Source organism: Aggregatibacter segnis ATCC 33393, assembly GCF_900476035.1.
Lineage (GTDB): Bacteria > Pseudomonadota > Gammaproteobacteria > Enterobacterales > Pasteurellaceae > Aggregatibacter > Aggregatibacter segnis.
This window is the reverse complement of sequence record NZ_LS483443.1, coordinates 371380-389137: the sequence shown is the minus strand read 5'-3', so window position 1 is coordinate 389137 and position 17758 is coordinate 371380. Positions and strand designations below refer to the sequence as shown.

Below are 17758 nucleotides of genomic sequence, written 5' to 3'. Positions count from 1 at the left end.
GTTTATATGACCAATTTTTTGCCTGAAAGTTCGTTTATTTTACTAAAAAACGACCGCGCATCATGAGGTAAATTGTCCCTAAAATCAATAGTCCAATCATCGTCGAAGCAAACCAAAATAGGGATAGGCCAATAACGCTTAGGATAGGGTCTGATGTACCTTGATAAATATGTAATCCTACGTTTGCCATGGATGCTAGTCCAAACGAGAATGCCCAAAATGAAACCATGAAACCATTTTGGAATAGCCAAGGCAATAAACGGATTAAGAATAACAGTTGCAATACACCATAACCGACGAACAGCTTCACCAATAAATCCACCTCACCACCATTTAACGTTAAGTAAGTGGAACAACCCACAAATGCCGGTGCAAGTTGAATACCTATCGCTGGACGTACGGCAGGTGCAACGGGTTCTAAATTGCGTAAGCGATGCAAAATTGCCGGTTCAAGGCTTAGCCACGAAAACATGCCGGCACCAAAAAAGAGCATTCCCAACTCGCTATACCCCAAATAGCCTAATGCTGTGCCGCTGACAAAATTAGTTGCTACGGTTGGTAAATACATAATCGGTGTTGCGGCTTCTGCTTTGTGAATGCCGCGCCATAACCCAGCAACGCGGAAAGCGGCGAAACCTAACTGCCCTATGATCCCTAATGCGATTAATCCTATGGATAATGGGAAGGCATATGGCAAGACAGCCAAGCCAATTAAAATGGTGGTGATGGGAATTAAACTGATAAAACAGCCCAGAATTAAGTGATGTAATTCTTCTTTGGCTTGTTGAGGGAAACGTAACCATTTCACGCCATAAGCCACAATAAATATCAACCAAATGATAGTCGCTAAACCTAGCAAGGTTTCGCTAATAATCGAAGGTAGTCCTGCAGTATGCGTGCCATAACGCCAAGCCAAGCCTAACGCGGATAAGCCTAAAACAATACTGAAATAATTGACGGGAATAGGAAATGGTTTTTGCTGTTCCATTAGTGAGCCTCAATGTGATAACACAAGTCTTGTTCAATCACGCGCAGTAATAAATCAATATTCGGGTGTTTACCTGGAAACTGACGGGCATCTTCCGTATGCTCAGCGAAGAGTTGCAAGCCTTTCTGTGCAGAAGTGCGGTCTAATTTCCCGTTAAATTCCTCTGCCAGTGCGTTATACACCCGTAATGAACCTAATTTTCCAGGCGCAGCCGGAATTTGATGAATCTGTTTACCGTTTTCTAAAATGTTGATTTCACTCAGATGTTCAATTGTCGGTAATGCGACTAAAATTTCGTTAAATGTCATGGTGTTCCTGTAATTAACTGATGGTTTGTTGACTATCCACTTCACCGTACTTACCGATAAAACGTACTTCCGGTTGTAATTGAATATCGAAGCGAAGTGCTACCAGATGATAAATGTGATGTGCCAATTCAACGATATCAGATGCGGTGGCATTGCCTTTGTTTATAAGAACCAAGGCTTGCTGTTGATGTACCGCTGCGCCGCCGATTTGGTAGCCTTTTAAGTTGCATTGGTCAATAAGCCAACCTGCGGCTAATTTTATGCTGCCGTCTGCTTGTGGGAAATGCGGAATCGTCGCGTATTCTTGTTGTAGACGCTCAAATTGTTGGGCGGAAACAACAGGGTTTTTGAAGAAACTGCCTACATTACCAAATTGTTTCGGATCGGGTAATTTACTTTGGCGAACGGCACAAATTTCTGAAAAAATGTCCGCAGAACTGACCGCACTTTTATCTAGGTTTGCCAAGTTGCCATATTTCAATACCGGTTTCCAATCTTTTGCCAGTTTTAATCCGACGGCTGTCACCACATAACCTTTTACATATTTATGTTTGAATACACTTTCCCGATAACCAAACTCGCATTCGATATTGGTTAAACGGAATTGCTCGCCGGAGGCTAAGTTTAATACCTCTACATAGTCGCACACATCTTTAAATTCAACGCCGTAGGCACCGATATTTTGGATGGGAGCGGAACCAGCGCAACCTGGGATTAAGGCGAGATTTTCCAAGCCGTAAATGCCTTGTTCGATGCTCCATTGCACCAAATTATGCCATACTTCGCCACCATTAACGTGCAGATAATGGAAATGCTGGTCTTCTTTGTGTTGAATGCCGAGCAGGCAGTTAATGAGCACAGCACCGGCAAAATCCTCAATAAATAACACATTGCTACCTTGCCCCAAAAACAACACGGGCAGATTTTCTTGTTGGCACTCGTCCCATACCTGTTTCAGTTGAGGAATGGAGGCAATTTTAATGATTTTTTCGGCATGCGCCGGAATAGCAAAGGTATGAAACGATTGTAAATTCTGCATAATTTCCTCTGAATTAAGATGATGTGTGCGCCAACGTAACTTTTACTTCTGTGCCGCCACTTGCTTGATTAGTAATGGTGAGCTTGGCGTTGAGTTGTGCGCTACGCTCGTGCATGATGTTAAGTCCGTAATGTCCATCCGGTTCTTCTAAACTTGGAATACCAATGCCGTTATCACGCACAATGAGTTCTTGTTCGCCATCTTCGTTGGTACGAGCGATGACTTCAATGAGCGTGGCTTGTGAGTGTTTAATGGCATTGAGTACAGCCTCGCGTACGATTTGCAAGGCGTTGACTAATTGTTGTGCATTAAAACTTTGCGATGGTAGGGAACAATCTACGCTCATTTGAATGTCTGTTTGATTGCGTAAGGAATCAATCACTTGTTCTAGCGCGAGTTTCAAATTGGCTTCCTGAATGGTTAAACGGAAAGTGGCTAACAGTTCGCGTAACTGGCTGTAACCGTCACTCAAGGCTTGTTCAAACTGTTTAATGATCATCAAACTTTTGTGTTTAGAATCTGGTTCGTCTTTATTTAAGTTATGCTTAAGTAGAGTCAGTTGAATTTGTAAAAATGCCAAAACTTGCGCCAACGAATCATGTAATTCACGCGCAATAATAGAACGTTCCTCCATGAGTAATAGCTGTTCTTGTTGACGTTGTGTGCGCTGGAAATATAAGGAGCGGCTTAGCATTTGCGCTAAGTTTTGCATGGTGCGTAAATCAGGGCAAGGAAGCCCTGCTTGCCAATACAACACCGCTAAGGTTTCCCCTTCAATGGTCACTTCTGTTTGTTGTAATTCCAAGTCGTCATTTTTCTCACCTAAGCAAATGTGCCAATGTGCCATATCCAATACATCTAGCTCCAGATAGCGCAAGTGTTCGCTGAGCATGATGTTTTGTAAGACTAATTGCAAAATTTTACTGTCAATTTTATTGGTTGTGACAAGTTGTGAACAGTGATACAGCGTGCTTAAAGAGTGGTTAGTTTGTTGTAATTTTTGGGTTTTTTCATTTACCGTCGCCTCCAAGCTGGAATATAACTTGCTTAAATCCGAGGCCATTTTGGTAAACGTGCGTGCCAAATGGCCTAACTCATCTTCTTTCTTAAGATCTAGCGGAATATGATTGAATTGCCCCATTTGAACTTGAATACTGGCGCGCGTCAGTTGCTCCAATGGTGTCACGACGGCTTTGCGAGTATACCAATTTACATAAGACACCATGGCGACGATGAGTAGCATCGAAAAAATAATGACGCATAATGCCCAAATCCATCTTTCTTCCGCTGAATGTTGTAAGGCGAACACGAACCGATCCACTTGCGCCACATAATTAGCAATATTTTGTTGATACTCAGAAAAGTTGCCTTCTCGTGCAAGACATTCCATGCCTTCCCAGCGTTTAATCAAATTGCGATAGGCATCTTTTACTTCTTGTGAGGCGAAAGGATGATAATTAATTTCTATCAGGGATTTTGAATGCAAACTGACGCGATATTGACGTAGGCTTGTTTCCACCATTTGGGGATTATGTTCGATTTCATAGAGTAAGCGGTAACTCTGCATCCGTAATGAACCAGACACATTAATTGCTTCTGCATAGGAACGATTACCTTCCATTAGTGTTAAACTAAATGCGCTGATAATGCCAACAAAGATAATAATTACGATGAGATAGTTGGCTATGCGGGTAGAAACAGAATGCTTGATTTTCACAATAAAAAACCTTGGTGGAAAATGTGCCGCTAGTTTAACAAAAAGTGCGGTCTCTTTTATAAGAGTTTTTTAGGGAGAATGAGAGCAAACCAATAATAGAGTTTGATCTAAAACAAATTGAAGACAGAAGGTGAGGTAAATACTTATTTGTAGTTATGTTAATTGGCTGTGAAGGAATTAACATACAGGATCTAAAAATAGATTAATAGGTAAAGACGAATGACAACGCCTGATGTTTCACGGCGCCATTTTTTACGTGGTTCTTTCTTGTCATCGTTACAGACAGAACAACAAAAAGTCCAAGGTTTTAATGGTATTCGACCACCTTGGAGCAAAGATAACCAAGTATTTATTCAGCATTGCACCCGTTGTGACGACTGTATTGAAGTGTGTGAAACGCATATTTTGATTAAGGGTGAGGGCGGTTTTCCGCAAGTGCAATTTAGCCAAGGCGAATGTACTTTTTGCCATAAATGCGTGGATGTTTGCAAACAACCGATTTTCCGTTTAATAGAAGAGAAACCTTGGGAACATAAGGTAGAAATCACCTCTTTATGCTTAACGCAACAGAAAATCGAGTGTCGTAGCTGTCAAGATAACTGTCCGGTAAATGCCATTCGATTCCGCTTACAAATAGGTGGTGTGGCACAGCCGATGGTAAACGTGGATAACTGTAATGGGTGTGGCGCCTGTTTAAACAGTTGTCCGGTGAATGCAATAAAAATTACATATCCTAACAACGATGAATGAAACTGAAGTTTTAACCATGGAAGAAGCGAAAGACTGGCACGTCGTCGGTTTGGTGGTGCAAGGAAAACCCCAAAAAATACCCGCGATTCGTACCGCACTTTTAGCGATTCCAAACACAGAAGTGCCAACCTTTGACGAAAAGATTGGTAAGATTGTTGCTGTTATGCAATCTCACGATCAGCATATCTTGCTTAACAACATGGAATCTGTGAAAGATATTGACGGTGTTATTACCGTTTCGCTGATTTATCATCAACAGGATGAACAGCCTGAATAACTCAAAAATCATATAGTGGGGGGAAAACACTATGAATTTAAGTCGTAGAGACTTTATGAAAGCCAATGCTGCTGTTGCTGCAGCTACGGCTGCCGGATTAACTATTCCGGTAAAAAATGTAGAAGCCGCTGAATCCGAAATTAAATGGGATAAAGCCGTTTGTCGTTTCTGTGGTACCGGTTGTGCCGTATTGGTAGGAACCAAAGATGGTCGCGTTGTAGCATCACAAGGTGACCCGGATGCAGAAGTAAACCGTGGTTTAAACTGTATTAAAGGTTATTTCTTACCGAAAATCATGTACGGTAAAGACCGTTTAACCCAGCCGATGCTACGTATGAAAGACGGCAAATACGATAAAAACGGTGATTTTACGCCAGTTAGCTGGGATGTCGCATTTAAAACCATGGCAGAAAAATTCAAAGCTGCTGTGAAAGAATTAGGGCCAAACGGTGTGGGTATGTTCAGTTCCGGTCAAAGCACCATCTTTGAAGGTTATGCTAAAGCTAAACTTTGGAAAGCCGGTTTCCGTTCTAATAATATCGACCCGAATGCGCGCCACTGTATGGCATCCGCAGCAGTAGCCTTTCTGCGTACTTTCGGTATGGATGAACCGATGGGTTGTTATAATGATATTGAGAATGCTGAAGCTTTCGTGCTTTGGGGTTCCAATATGGCGGAAATGCACCCAATTTTGTGGTCTCGTATTACCGACCGTCGCTTATCCAACCCAGATGTGAAAGTCGCCGTACTTTCAACCTATGAACATCGTAGTTTCGAGTTGGCTGACTATAGTCTAGTCTTTAAGCCACATACTGACTTAGTGATTTTAAACTACATTATCAATTACTTAATTCAAAACGATGCGATTAACTGGGATTTCGTCAATAAACACACCAAATTCAAACGTGGTGAAACCGATATCGGTTACGGCTTGCGTGATAATCACCCATTGCAAAAAGCGGCAAAAAATCCGAACAGCGGCAAAATGTATGACAGTAACTTTGAGGAATTAAAAGCCCTAGTTGCTGAATACACCTTAGATAAAGCCCACGAAATGTCCGGCGTACCAAAAGATGTGTTGGAAAACTTGGCGAAATTATATGCTGATCCAAAACGTAAAGTGGTTTCTTATTGGACCATGGGTTTCAACCAACACACTCGCGGTGTGTGGGCAAACCACTTAATCTATAACATCCATCTATTAACCGGAAAAATTTCTATTCCGGGTTGTGGTCCGTTCTCCTTAACCGGTCAACCGTCTGCGTGTGGTACAGCCCGTGAAGTAGGTACCTTTATTAACCGCTTGCCGGCAGACTTAGTGGTTACCAATCCAAAACACCGTGAAATTGCAGAAAAAATCTGGAAATTACCTGCAGGACTTATTACGGATGTATTAGGTTTCCATGCTGTTGCTCAAAGCCGTGCATTAAAAGACGGTAAAATGCGTGTGTTATGGCAAATGTGTACCAACAATATGCAAGGCGGTCCAAATATTAATGAAGAAACTTTCCCGGGCTGGCGTAATCCGGACAACTTTATCGTGGTGTCCGACCCATACCCAACTGTTTCCTGTTTAGCCGCAGACTTAATGCTTCCAACAGCAATGTGGGTAGAAAAAGAAGGTGCTTATGGTAACGCAGAGCGTCGTACTCAATTCTGGCGTCAACAAGTCAAAGCACCGGGTGAAGCGAAGTCTGACGTATGGCAATTAGTGGAGTTCTCTAAATATTTCACCACCGATGAAATGTGGCCGGCAGAAATTCTAGAGAAAAATCCGGAGTACAAAGGCAAAACCTTATATGAAGTGTTGTACCGCAATGGTCAAGTGGATAAATTCCCACTAAGCGAGCTTGCAGAAGGCCAATTAAATGATGAGTCTTACCACTTCGGTTTCTATTTACATAAAGGCTTGTTTGAAGAATACGCATCATTCGGTCGTGGTCATGGTCATGACTTAGCGCCGTTCGATATGTATCACAAGGCACGTGGTTTGCGTTGGCCTGTTGTGGACGGTAAAGAAACCTTATGGCGTTACCGTGAAGGCTTTGACCCGTATGTGAAAGAAGGTGAAGGCGTGGCGTTCTACGGTTACCCGGATAAAAAAGCGATTATTCTTGCTGTGCCTTATGAACCACCTGCAGAGTCACCGGATGCTGAATACGATTTATGGTTATGTACCGGCCGTGTGTTAGAACATTGGCATACAGGTACCATGACCCGCCGTGTACCGGAATTGCACCGTTCTTTCCCGAACAACGTTGTTTGGATGCACCCGAACGATGCACAAAAACGCGGGTTGCGTCATGGCGATAAGATTAAGATCGCTTCACGTCGTGGCGAAATGATTTCTTATTTAGATACTCGTGGTCGTAATAAAGTACCGGAAGGTTTGGTTTATACCACTTTCTTTGATGCAGGACAGTTAGCCAATAAATTAACATTGGATGCAACTGACCCGATTTCCAAAGAAACCGACTTCAAGAAATGTGCGGTAAAAGTGGAAAAAGCTTAAAAAATAATGGGAAAACAGACCGCACTTTATGGTGCGGTCATTAAGACAATGAAAAAACCAACAGTAACACCTGATCGCCGAAAATTCCTCAAAGAAGCAACCCGTACTGCGGGCGGTTTAGTTGGGCTCGGCCTTTTATTAGGTTTACAACAAAAACAAAGCTTAGCCCGTGAAGGTGTGGCGTTACGTCCACCGTTTGCTATTGAGGATGACGAGAAGTTTGCAGCCGCCTGTATTCGTTGTGGTCAATGTGTGCAAGCTTGCCCATATGATATGTTGCATTTGGCATCCTTACTTTCTCCAATGGAAGCCGGTACGCCATACTTTATTGCGCGAGATAAACCTTGTGAAATGTGTCCCGATATTCCTTGCGCTCACGCTTGTCCAAGTGGTGCGTTAGATCGCTATGCACAGGATATTAACGAATCCCGTATGGGGCTTGCTGTATTGCTAGACCACGAAACCTGCCTTAACTGGCAAGGTTTGCGTTGTGATGTATGTTATCGTGTTTGTCCTTTAATCGACAAAGCGATTACATTAGAAAGCCATCGTAACGAGCGTACCGGTAAACACGCCGTGTTTATTCCGACCGTTCATTCTGATGCTTGTACCGGTTGTGGTAAATGTGAAAAAGCTTGCGTATTGGAAGAAGCGGCAATCAAAGTATTACCGATGTCTCTTGCTAAAGGTATGTTGGGTAAACATTATCGTTTAGGTTGGGAAGAAAAATCGAAAGCAGGACATTCTCTTGCACCGGACGATTTGATTTCTATGCCGACCCGATTACCGGACGGAATACCAACACCTGCGGGTGCTATTCCTGCAACAGGTGCTGAACAAATTCCAGAGCCTGTTTTGGCACCGGTATTAGGAGGTAAGTAATGGCTAATGCACCAAAGTTTGCTGGACGAGAAGCCAGAGAAAAACTGGGCTGGTGGTATGCTAATCGTTTCCTATTTTGGCGACGTGTAAGTCAGCTAAGCATTTTGTTGATGTTTTTAAGCGGACCTTATTTGGGTGTTTGGATTTTAAAAGGCAATTATAGCGGAAGTTTGCTTTTCGATGTTATTCCGTTTAGTGATCCGTTAATTACCTTAGAAAGTCTGGCTTCTGGCCATTTACCGGGTATTCTGACTCTCAGCGGTGCATTGATTATTTTTATAATCTATGCGTTGTTAGGTAGTAAGGTTTTCTGTGGCTGGGTTTGTCCGTTAAATGTCGTCACCGATTGTGCGGCTTGGATTCGCCGTAAGTTGGGTATTCGTCAAACGGCAAAAATTCCACGCAGTTTACGCTATGCTATCTTAGTCATGATTTTAGCCGGTAGTGCGGTAAGCGGTTTGTTACTATGGGAATGGGTGAACCCCGTTGCTGCATTAGGAAGGGCTTTAATTTATAGCTTTGGTGCAACAGCGTGGTTAATCTTAGTTGTTTTCTTCTTTGATTTATTCATTGTCGAACACGGATGGTGCGGACACCTTTGCCCAATCGGCGCAACCTATGGTGTTATCGGTGCGAAAAGTCTGCTTCGGATCAAAGTAATTGACCGAGCAAGATGCGATAATTGCATGGATTGTTATAACGTTTGTCCGGAACCACAAGTGTTACGTTCTCCATTACACGGTAAAAATAACGAAAGCCTGCTTGTGCTTTCTCAAGATTGTATCAGTTGCGGACGTTGTATCGATGTTTGCGCTGAAAAAGTATTCACCTTTAGCCATAGGTTTAATAACGATATTCCTGTCGTCAATTTAAACCAATAAAAATAAAAAATTTCCATCATTCGGGGGAGTGATTAAAATGACTAGAAAAAACCTCTTTGCTTTTAGCGGTGCTGTATTCGCGGCATTGTTTGCGACTTCTGTCATGGCAGAACAATCAAACAGTGGTGCCGGAGACTTTTTCAATAATTCACCGGAAAGTGTTGCACCGGCATTCCACGATGCACCGAAACAAAGTGAATTACCTGCATTAAATTATGTTAACCAACCACCAATGGTGCCACATAGCGTAAAAAACTATCAAGTCACCAAAAATGTTAACCAATGTTTGAACTGTCACAGCGTTGAAGCCTCTCGTGTTACCGGGGCAACGCGTATCAGCCCGACACACTTTGCTGATCGCGATGGTAATATCGGCTCCAGTTCATCTCCTCGCCGTTATTTCTGTTTGCAATGTCACGTTTCTCAATCTGATGTTGAGCCAATCGTGCCAAATGAATTCAAACCAATGAAAGGTTACGGTAAGTAATTAAGGGGCGATTATGTCAGATAAAAAAGCAAATATTCTCATTCGGCTTTGGCGCTGGTTTAGATCACCTAGCCGTATAGCGGTTGGTACGATTATCGTTTTATCTTTTATCGGCGGTATTTTATCCTGGGTCGGCTTTAATTACAGTTTGGAACAAACCAACACGGAACAATTCTGTTCAGGTTGCCATACAAATGACGCTTATCCGGAATATTTACACAGCGTACACTATCAAACGCGTACCGGTGTAGGGGCGAGCTGCCCGGATTGTCACGTACCACATGAGTTTGGCCCGAAAATGTGGCGTAAAATGGTGGCGGCAAAAGAAGTGTATGCCCATTACATGGGTTGGACCGATACTATTGAGAAATTCAACGCTCGTCGTCCGCACATGGCGGAAAATGAATGGGCGCGTATGAAAGCTAATGATTCTAAAGAATGTCGTAACTGCCATAAAATGGATCGCATGGATTTCTCTCAACAAAAAACGGTGGCGCAAAAAATGCATAAATTTGCTCAAGAAAACGGCAAAACCTGTATTGACTGCCATAAAGGTATTGCACACAACTTACCGGATATGAGTAAAGTTGCTCCGGGTTGGTTGCAAGGTGCTGAGGTTGAGCCGGCTGAGTCAAAAGACAAAAAATAAACCGGTTCAAAAACGTTGAGTTTTTTGACCGCACTTTAAAGTAAAAATAGGCACCTTGAAGGTGCCTATTTTGATCTCCCCTAAATCTATTTTACCTTCTGTGTAAACGCCTTATCACTTAATATACGCAATGGTTGCATATCGCTATTACCGACAATCACACGGGTTGGATCAGAACGCAGACAGCTGCCGGCATAATGTCCACCTACGGTGAAAGTACACACCTGTACATACTGCTCTTCGACTTTAGGCAAGCACCATAACTGTTGATAAATGTTCTCTTGTTTACCAAAACGCCCATTTGTACTGTCTAGCACGCTTTTACATTCACCAATCAGTTTCACATTATCACCACGTCTCCCGGCAATTGGTTTTTGTGCATAACCGTTGGCAATTAATGCTGGCGTGAGCTCAAACCCTGCCTCCAACAAATAACGATGATTGGGAAACAATGACCACAACACCGGTAAAATAGCTTTGTTACTTGGAATAGCCGTCCACAAGGGTTCATAAACCAATACTTCTGGGCGAAGTAATACATCAATTAACCGCACTTTATCTTCCGGATAACCGGTACGAATCGGTGGGGCAACCTCGCGGCCCGTGGCATCCTCGCGTAATTGTTCCAACACGGTTTCCCACGCCCAGGTTTTCCATACGCTTTGGACTCGCTGATTTTCATCATCTAATAACTGCCCACGAATATCCCAATGTAGCCCTTCTGTGCCGTGAATAATCTTTGTGTTAAAACCGGCTTGGATTAGTGCATCACGCATAAATAGGGCATGGTAATCTTCTTCGGCATCGTAGTCCTGCATAATATGTACGAGTGGTGTAGCACGGCTGTGTTTCCAACTGTCCGCCAACGCATTACGTAATCCTTCGCTCGGGTCATGCCCTGCTGTGATGCCAGCTTGTTTTGCCCATTGTGGCAAAATTGCGCCTGCTTCAGCATGACAAGATGCGGAATCGGCATTGTATTCATACACCTTCAAACCACGCTCATCGAGACAGAAATCTAACCGCCCAGTGATGGTTTGATAACGACGATTTTGCCAAGATAATCGCAGGCGAGGCCAAAGCAGTTTTGGGATATTGAAATATTGCAATAAGTTATCGTCTTTAAGCACTTTGTCGGTGGCGTGTAAATACATGAGGTGTAATTCATTCGTGGCGCGAATCAATTCATGCTGTGCACTTTCTGAAAGCACAAAATAACGATATTGATCACCATGATTCACAATATGCCCTTGCATTGCTTTAACGTAAGCTGCCTCTAGTGGTTTTGTTTGATCAAGCCAGTTTGCTGAAAACTGTCCTTGGTTCTCAATGTGTTCTGCATAAATGTTGAGTTTATTCGGCTCCGGCATAGGTTGTGGTAGGCTGAATTCCTCGTTGTCCGTTTGAATCATCCAACCGAGGATTTCTGTATCATCAAAGGTATCATGTAAGCGATAGCCATCCTCTGTAATCGTCATCGGCAATTCACGGGTCCATTGTTGACCACTCGGCAGGCGGGAATGAATCACATTTTGTTCCGCGATGCGTACTTTATCTGTCAGCACTTCGGTGATAATCGCCACATGGCCGGTATGTTTGAACTCGCCACCTTCCTGCCAGATCAGCAATGCACCACATTCTGGCGCTCGCTTTCCGCCATTGGCAAAGGCTTGTAGTGGTAACAACGCGTCATTAACCACTTGGCGTAGAAAACGCAAAGAAAAAATTTCGTACGCCATGCCAACATCGGTGAAGACCATGCCGTAATTGAGATAAAGATAGCGACGGGCGAATTCCACACATTGCCACTTATAGCCCATGTATTCGCCACCCAGGTAGCTACGAAAAGCGGTGTCGTCAGGGTATTCCTGCGCATCTGCTGTGTTGTAATCTGAAGAGTAAATGGCAACGCCGCCGGGTGCATAACCCAATAAGCTGCCGAAGGGATCATGTGTTGCGATATTAGGAGAACGATCCGGCATAACAACTCCGAAAGAGTAAATTAAAACCGTAGTATAGATCTTTTATTTTTTGCCCCCCAACGAATTTATCAAAAAAAAATCACCGCACTTTGGCGGTGATTTAACTATTTATTCAGTAATGCGGTGAGTTTTTCAAATACGCTTTGTGGTGTAATATCGATCAAACTTTGATGATATCCTTCCGCGCTGTCGGTGCTTTTACGCACTTTAATCAAATCGCCTTCAATTAAACGGATGATTTCCGCTTTATCTGACAGTGGTGGCGTATACGTTGGGCTGGTTGGGCCGTAAAGCGCCACCAATGGGCGATCTGTAGCTGCCGCGATGTGCATTAAACCACTGTCGTTACTCACGATCGCCGTGCAGTGAGCAATTAAATCCACAGCCTGATTCAGATTAGTTTGTCCCGCTAAATTTAAACAAAACGGTTGCAACTCGGCAGGCAATGCATTGCGAATTTGTTCGCCGGCTTCTACGTCTTTCGGGGAGCCAAACAATTCCACGGCATAGCCTTTTTCAATCAGCATTTCCGCTAATTTCGCGTAATGATAATGCGGCCAACGTTTTGCCGGGCCAAATTCGGCCCCCGGACAAAAACCAATAATCGGGCGATTGCCTAAAAGTGCGGTCTGGTTTTCAAATGTTTTTAAGGTTTCTGCCTGTTGTGTTGGCTCAACGGTTAAGTAAGGTTTTAAGACAGGAATATCTGCCGCTTTCGGCACCGCATTTTTTTCAAACGCCAATGCCACATAACGCTGCACCATCATTGGGTAATCCCGTTTGTTGTTACGTAAGTCATTGAGCAGAAAATAACGACTTTCCCCTTTCCAACCACGACGCACGGCAATTTTCGCAAATAAAGGGATAAACGCGGATTTTAAAGAGTTCGGCAAAACAATCGCCATGTCATACTGATGACGTAACGCTTTGCCTAAACGATAACGTTCACATAGCGCAAATTTGCCGTGTCCGAGCGGCATTTCAATGGCGTTACGCACTTCTGGCATGCGTGCCAGCAACGGCTTACACCAGTTCGGCGCCATCACATCAATTAGGCAAGTTGGATATTGCAGTTTAAGTTGTTGATATAAGCTGTGCGACATCATCATATCGCCGACCCAAGAGGGGCCGATAATTAGGATATTCATGTTTTGCCTTATGCTAAAAGTGCGGTTAAAAAACATAATGAATTTTAACCGCACTTTCTTTTTGTTTTGAATGGAGAGGTGTAATTATTTATTCAACCACGCCATATATTCCGCTACGCCTTCTGCCACGGTTTTAAACGGTTTATCGTAGCCGGTAGCACGGAGTTTGGTTAAATCCGCTTGCGTGTATTCTTGGTAGCGGGATTTTAAATGTTCCGGGAATGGAATGGTTTCCACTTCGCCTTTTCCGTGGAATTTAATCACCGCTTTTGCTACTTCAGCAAAAGATTCTGCGTTACCGGAGCCACAGTTGAAAATACCGGAAATGCCGTTTTGCCAGCACCAAATATTCACTGCGGCGACATCGCCCACATACACGAAATCACGGCGGAAGTGTTCGCTACCGGCGAAGAGTTTCGGATTTTCACCTTTGAGAATTTGATTATTTAAGTGGAACGCGACACTTGCCATAGAGCCTTTGTGGCCTTCACGTGGGCCGTACACGTTGAAATAACGGAAGCCGCACACCGGTGATTGCGCTTCAGGTAAAATCGCGCGCACATATTGGTCAAATAAGAATTTGGAATAGCCGTACACATTCAATGGGCCTTCAAATTCGCGTTCTTCGCGGAATTCGGTTTTGTCGCCGTAAGTGGCGGCACTGGACGCGTAGAGGAATGGAATTTGGCGATCTAAGCAGTAATGCAACAACTCTTTGGAATATTCGTAGTTGTTATGCATGATGTATTTGCCGTCCCATTCTGTGGTGGCAGAACATGCACCTTCATGGAAAACGGCATCGATGTCGCCTAAATCATCGCCGGCGATAATGGAGGCGATGAAATCTTCTTTGTCGCAATAATCAGCGATGTCTAAATCCACCAAATTAATGAACTTTGTGCCGTCTTTTAAGTTATCTACCACTAAAATGTCTTTACGACCCATGTCGTTTAATGCTTTGACGATATTGCTGCCAATAAAGCCTGCGCCACCGGTTACGATAATCATAGTTCTGTCCTCTTACTAGATATGAAAGTTGTCGCTCATTGTAATTGATTTGCTCACCAAGGTAAAAGTATTCGCAATCAAGTTAGGCTTGATTGTTCGCCGATTGATGCTGTTAGAAAAGCCAATATTCAAAAAATGTTGGTTTTTGTGTGATAGGTTTTAAATGTGTTTTTTCTTATAAAAACGTCGCTAAAAACAACCGCACTTTTAGTCCCCAATAACTTGTCCAACCGGTTGTCGCCAAATCCATTTTGCCGTGACGTAAAATGATAATGGAGGGAGTAACGCCCACATGCCATTGCGTTGCTAGTTCACCCTGAGGATCGTTAACCGTGGTGAAACCATATTGATGTTCCGTCAGGTAATTCGCTACATCTTGTGCAGAACCTGAACGCAATGCAACGGAAACCACAGGATAGTCTTCTTTTGCCAGATCATTAATTGCTGATGAGGTGTAACGACAGTAGCTACACCAGGTTCCCCAAAAGTAAAGTACCGTAGGCTTGTCTTGATCCAGTTGTGGCAGAAAAAACGGGTTGCCTTGTAAATCGTATAACGCCGTGGCGTTGAGATTATCCGGTACAGTCGGTTTGCGAATAAAATCCAAGATACTGCTCATGATCAGTAAAGTGAGCAATAAAGAAACCGTATTTTTCAATAATTTTTTGATATTAATCGATGTCATGGCGGTCTTTGGCTTCGTGTTTGGTGCCTTTAGCTAACATTCTGAGCTGTAAAATCAACCGCTCTTTTAACTGTTCCCGTTCTGTTTTACTCATGTCCAAGGCGTTGGCGCCGGCAGTAAAGACAATGGTTACCATGCCTTCCGCCTGCACGTAGGCAATGTATTGGGAATAGTTGTTTTTGTGAGCGATGTACTCTGCCAGTTCATCAATGAAATGTTTGATTTCACGGGCGGCTGCGGTACGGAAGGATTGGGATGTGCCGGAACTTTCGCGCAATAACAGGCGGAATACGTTTGGGCTGTTATTAATGAATTCAAAGAAGGTTTCCACCGAAATCACAATGACGCTGCCGCCGTTGGCGATGCGTTTACGTGCCTGTCTCATGAGTTGACGTAGGGTTAGCCCCGCTTCGTCAACCATGGTGAGACCTAATTCGTTCATATCGCGAAAATGTCGATAAAATGAGGTCGGTGCAATGCCGGCTTCGCGAGACACTTCCCGTAGGCTTAAATTGGAAAAACTTTTTTCCGCCGTCAGCTGGTTGAACGCGGCATCAATGAGAGCTCGACGGGTTTTTTCTTTTTGTTGTGCGCGAATACCGACCATGCTTTACTCCATTAATCTAAAAGCGGTTTAATTGATTTAGAAACCGCTTCGGCAATGCGTTCATAACGTACACGCAATGGGGAACCCGGACGGTAAACTAAAATGACATCACGCGCCGGCTGTGGTGTGTGGCATGGCAGGTATTTCACGCCGCCACGAGCGCCCTCACTAAGAACCGCAAGTTGCGGCATTAAAGTCATGCCGGCATTGGCCGCCACCATGTTACGCAAGGTTTCCAAACTGGTTGCTTGGTAATGTGAATTTTCTTTTGCACCGGCAGTGAAACAATAGCCAAGAGCTTGATTCCGCAAACAGTGTCCATCATCTAACATTAACATTTCACGATCTTTTAGCATGCTCATTGGAATGGTCTCTTCCTTCGCCCAAGGATGGGTTTCGGAAACGGCCAGTAGCATTTTTTCGTTAAATAGCGGCACTTCGATGAACGGTTCGGTTTCACGCACAGAGGCAACAATAGCGCAATCGAGTCGGCCGGTTTCTAATTGTTCCAATAATTGATGGGTTTGTGCTTCGTACAAGAATAACTCGAGTTCAGGGAAAGCCTGTTGTAGCGCCGGAACAATGTGCGGCATTAAATAAGGCCCGATGGTTGGAATGACGCCAACGTGCAATGGACCGGTCATTTCTTTGCCTTGGTTGCTTGCCATTTCTTTTAATAATTTCACTTCGCGTAGGATAGTTTTGGCTTGTTCAACCAACAATAAACCTGATTGAGTGAATAAAACTTTACGGCTGGTACGTTCCAATAAAATAATGCCGAGCTCGTCTTCTAATTTACGAATTTGACCGCTTAAGGTAGGTTGACTGACATGACAAGAATCTGCCGCACGACGAAAGTGCTTGTATTCAGCAAGAGCAACAAGGTATTCTAAATCGCGAATATTCATAGGTCCTCATTATAGAAAGTAACAATTAAAAGGATAGAATTAATTGATTGTGACTATATCATAATTTTACCTATAATTCATCGTCATTTAGAATCTGTTTAGGTTTTGTACAGCAGTTTCTAATCCGTTCCACATCATTAATAGGAGAAAAATCATGTCCAATATGGAAGGTAAAAAAGTTCCTCAAGTGACATTCCGCACTCGCCAAGGCGACCAATGGGTTGATGTAACTTCATCCGAATTATTTGATAACAAAACTGTTATCGTTTTCTCTCTACCGGGTGCATTTACCCCAACTTGTTCTTCTTCCCACTTACCACGTTACAACGAATTAGCACCAGTATTCAAAAAATACGGCGTTGATGACATTCTCGTGGTTTCTGTGAACGATACTTTCGTTATGAACGCATGGAAAGAAGACGAAAAAGCCGACAACATCACTTTCGTTCCGGACGGTAATGGTGAATTTACCGAAGGCATGGGTATGTTGGTAGGTAAAGAAGATTTAGGTTTCGGTAAACGTTCATGGCGTTATTCTATGCTCGTGAAAAACGGCGTAGTAGAAAAAATGTTCGTTGAACCAAATGAGCCGGGCGACCCGTTCAAAGTGTCCGATGCTGATACCATGTTGAAATACCTTGCACCACAACACCAAGTTCAAGAATCCATCGCGATCTTTACTAAACCTGGTTGCCCATACTGTGCAAAAGCAAAACAAATGTTACATGACAAAGGCTTAAGCTTTGAAGAAATCGTATTAGGTCATGATGCAACTATCGTGAGCGTGCGTGCGGTTTCCGGTCGTGCGACTGTGCCACAAGTCTTCATCGGTGGTAAACACATCGGTGGTAGCGATGATTTAGAAGCGTATTTCGCGAAATAATCAGCGTATAGACTGAATAAAAAAGGGCGTCATGTTGACGTCCTTTT

18 protein-coding genes are annotated in these 17758 nt (G+C 43.5%); 8 read left to right on the top strand and 10 right to left on the bottom strand.

Going from position 1 to position 17758, the window contains the following annotated elements; genetic code table 11:
* Window positions 1-34 precede the first annotated feature (34 nt).
* From tehA to narQ, 4 genes are read right to left on the bottom strand one after another with little or no spacing between them, the layout of a single operon-like run.
* On the bottom strand, window positions 35-988 hold the full coding sequence (tehA, locus tag DQN58_RS01935) for a dicarboxylate transporter/tellurite-resistance protein TehA (protein WP_006719803.1): 954 nt from the start codon (window positions 986-988) through the stop codon (window positions 35-37).
* Window positions 988-1296, bottom strand: a complete 309-nt coding sequence (locus DQN58_RS01930) for a DUF2322 family protein (protein WP_006719801.1) — start codon at window positions 1294-1296, stop codon at window positions 988-990. Before DQN58_RS01930 ends, tehA begins: the two co-directional genes overlap by 1 nt.
* Before the next feature lie 13 nt (window positions 1297-1309).
* Window positions 1310-2335 carry a UDP-N-acetylmuramate dehydrogenase gene (gene murB, locus DQN58_RS01925; protein ID WP_006719799.1) on the bottom strand — a complete coding sequence of 342 codons (1026 nt, stop codon included), beginning with the start codon at window positions 2333-2335 and terminating at the stop codon, window positions 1310-1312.
* Window positions 2336-2348: 13 nt separating this feature from the next.
* Window positions 2349-4052, bottom strand: a complete 1704-nt coding sequence (narQ, locus tag DQN58_RS01920) for a nitrate/nitrite two-component system sensor histidine kinase NarQ (RefSeq protein ID WP_006719798.1) — start codon at window positions 4050-4052, stop codon at window positions 2349-2351.
* Between the two features lie 219 nt (window positions 4053-4271).
* Between narQ and napF the strand changes: the two genes are divergently transcribed.
* The 7 genes from napF to DQN58_RS01885 are packed head-to-tail and all read left to right on the top strand — an operon-like array spanning window position 4272 to window position 10490.
* Window positions 4272-4802 carry a ferredoxin-type protein NapF gene (napF, locus tag DQN58_RS01915; RefSeq protein ID WP_006719796.1) on the top strand — a complete coding sequence of 177 codons (531 nt, stop codon included), beginning with the start codon at window positions 4272-4274 and terminating at the stop codon, window positions 4800-4802.
* Window positions 4795-5079: a chaperone NapD gene (locus DQN58_RS01910; RefSeq protein ID WP_006719794.1), complete on the top strand. Its 285-nt coding sequence runs from the start codon at window positions 4795-4797 to the stop codon at window positions 5077-5079. The genes napF and DQN58_RS01910 overlap by 8 nt, the downstream gene beginning before the upstream one ends.
* 31 nt (window positions 5080-5110) lie before the next feature.
* Window positions 5111-7591, top strand: coding sequence for a nitrate reductase catalytic subunit NapA (gene napA, locus DQN58_RS01905; protein ID WP_006719792.1), 2481 nt, complete (start codon window positions 5111-5113; stop codon window positions 7589-7591).
* Between the two features lie 48 nt (window positions 7592-7639).
* Entirely contained in the window at window positions 7640-8473 is an 834-nt protein-coding gene (gene napG / locus DQN58_RS01900; RefSeq protein ID WP_032998218.1) for a ferredoxin-type protein NapG, read from the top strand.
* Entirely contained in the window at window positions 8473-9354 is an 882-nt protein-coding gene (gene napH, locus DQN58_RS01895) for a quinol dehydrogenase ferredoxin subunit NapH (protein ID WP_006719789.1), read from the top strand. Before napG ends, napH begins: the two co-directional genes overlap by 1 nt.
* 37 nt (window positions 9355-9391) lie before the next feature.
* A complete protein-coding gene (locus DQN58_RS01890; RefSeq protein WP_006719787.1) occupies window positions 9392-9841 on the top strand; it encodes a nitrate reductase cytochrome c-type subunit in 450 nt (149 codons plus the stop codon).
* 13 nt (window positions 9842-9854) lie between these two features.
* On the top strand, window positions 9855-10490 hold the full coding sequence (locus tag DQN58_RS01885) for a NapC/NirT family cytochrome c (RefSeq protein ID WP_006719784.1): 636 nt from the start codon (window positions 9855-9857) through the stop codon (window positions 10488-10490).
* Window positions 10491-10576: 86 nt separating this feature from the next.
* On the opposite strand, the gene gss is transcribed toward DQN58_RS01885, so the two are convergent.
* The 6 genes from gss to oxyR form a co-directional block, all read right to left on the bottom strand.
* Window positions 10577-12472, bottom strand: coding sequence for a bifunctional glutathionylspermidine amidase/synthase (gene gss, locus DQN58_RS01880; protein WP_006719782.1), 1896 nt, complete (start codon window positions 12470-12472; stop codon window positions 10577-10579).
* A gap of 104 nt (window positions 12473-12576) precedes the next feature.
* Window positions 12577-13620: a lipopolysaccharide heptosyltransferase II gene (gene waaF, locus DQN58_RS01875; protein WP_032998034.1), complete on the bottom strand. Its 1044-nt coding sequence runs from the start codon at window positions 13618-13620 to the stop codon at window positions 12577-12579.
* 84 nt (window positions 13621-13704) lie between these two features.
* Window positions 13705-14628, bottom strand: coding sequence for an ADP-glyceromanno-heptose 6-epimerase (rfaD, locus tag DQN58_RS01870; protein WP_006719779.1), 924 nt, complete (start codon window positions 14626-14628; stop codon window positions 13705-13707).
* Between the two features lie 175 nt (window positions 14629-14803).
* Window positions 14804-15304, bottom strand: a complete 501-nt coding sequence (locus DQN58_RS01865; protein ID WP_032998216.1) for a protein disulfide oxidoreductase — start codon at window positions 15302-15304, stop codon at window positions 14804-14806.
* The gene (gene fabR / locus DQN58_RS01860) at window positions 15300-15920 is read right to left on the bottom strand and encodes an HTH-type transcriptional repressor FabR (RefSeq protein ID WP_006719775.1); all 621 of its coding nucleotides are present in this window, start codon (window positions 15918-15920) and stop codon (window positions 15300-15302) included. The genes DQN58_RS01865 and fabR overlap by 5 nt, the downstream gene beginning before the upstream one ends.
* Window positions 15921-15931: 11 nt before the next feature.
* Window positions 15932-16828, bottom strand: coding sequence for a DNA-binding transcriptional regulator OxyR (gene oxyR / locus DQN58_RS01855; RefSeq protein WP_006719772.1), 897 nt, complete (start codon window positions 16826-16828; stop codon window positions 15932-15934).
* A 154-nt stretch (window positions 16829-16982) separates the two neighbouring features.
* Between oxyR and pgdx the strand changes: the two genes are divergently transcribed.
* Entirely contained in the window at window positions 16983-17711 is a 729-nt protein-coding gene (gene pgdx / locus DQN58_RS01850; protein ID WP_006719770.1) for a hybrid peroxiredoxin PGdx, read from the top strand.
* Window positions 17712-17758: the final 47 nt, after the last annotated feature.

What these genes read in the sequence shown, in the direction of transcription:
- tehA (WP_006719803.1), bottom strand. Translation starts at nt 988, where the DNA reads ATGGAACAGCAAAAACCATTTCCTATTCCCGTCAATTATTTCAGTATT.
- DQN58_RS01930 (WP_006719801.1), bottom strand. Translation starts at nt 1,296, where the DNA reads ATGACATTTAACGAAATTTTAGTCGCATTACCGACAATTGAACATCTG.
- murB (WP_006719799.1), bottom strand. Translation starts at nt 2,335, where the DNA reads ATGCAGAATTTACAATCGTTTCATACCTTTGCTATTCCGGCGCATGCC.
- napF (WP_006719796.1), top strand. Translation starts at nt 4,272, where the DNA reads ATGACAACGCCTGATGTTTCACGGCGCCATTTTTTACGTGGTTCTTTC.
- DQN58_RS01910 (WP_006719794.1), top strand. Translation starts at nt 4,795, where the DNA reads ATGAATGAAACTGAAGTTTTAACCATGGAAGAAGCGAAAGACTGGCAC.
- napA (WP_006719792.1), top strand. Translation starts at nt 5,111, where the DNA reads ATGAATTTAAGTCGTAGAGACTTTATGAAAGCCAATGCTGCTGTTGCT.
- napG (WP_032998218.1), top strand. Translation starts at nt 7,640, where the DNA reads ATGAAAAAACCAACAGTAACACCTGATCGCCGAAAATTCCTCAAAGAA.
- napH (WP_006719789.1), top strand. Translation starts at nt 8,473, where the DNA reads ATGGCTAATGCACCAAAGTTTGCTGGACGAGAAGCCAGAGAAAAACTG.
- DQN58_RS01890 (WP_006719787.1), top strand. Translation starts at nt 9,392, where the DNA reads ATGACTAGAAAAAACCTCTTTGCTTTTAGCGGTGCTGTATTCGCGGCA.
- DQN58_RS01885 (WP_006719784.1), top strand. Translation starts at nt 9,855, where the DNA reads ATGTCAGATAAAAAAGCAAATATTCTCATTCGGCTTTGGCGCTGGTTT.
- gss (WP_006719782.1), bottom strand. Translation starts at nt 12,472, where the DNA reads ATGCCGGATCGTTCTCCTAATATCGCAACACATGATCCCTTCGGCAGC.
- waaF (WP_032998034.1), bottom strand. Translation starts at nt 13,620, where the DNA reads ATGAATATCCTAATTATCGGCCCCTCTTGGGTCGGCGATATGATGATG.
- rfaD (WP_006719779.1), bottom strand. Translation starts at nt 14,628, where the DNA reads ATGATTATCGTAACCGGTGGCGCAGGCTTTATTGGCAGCAATATCGTC.
- fabR (WP_006719775.1), bottom strand. Translation starts at nt 15,920, where the DNA reads ATGGTCGGTATTCGCGCACAACAAAAAGAAAAAACCCGTCGAGCTCTC.
- oxyR (WP_006719772.1), bottom strand. Translation starts at nt 16,828, where the DNA reads ATGAATATTCGCGATTTAGAATACCTTGTTGCTCTTGCTGAATACAAG.
- pgdx (WP_006719770.1), top strand. Translation starts at nt 16,983, where the DNA reads ATGTCCAATATGGAAGGTAAAAAAGTTCCTCAAGTGACATTCCGCACT.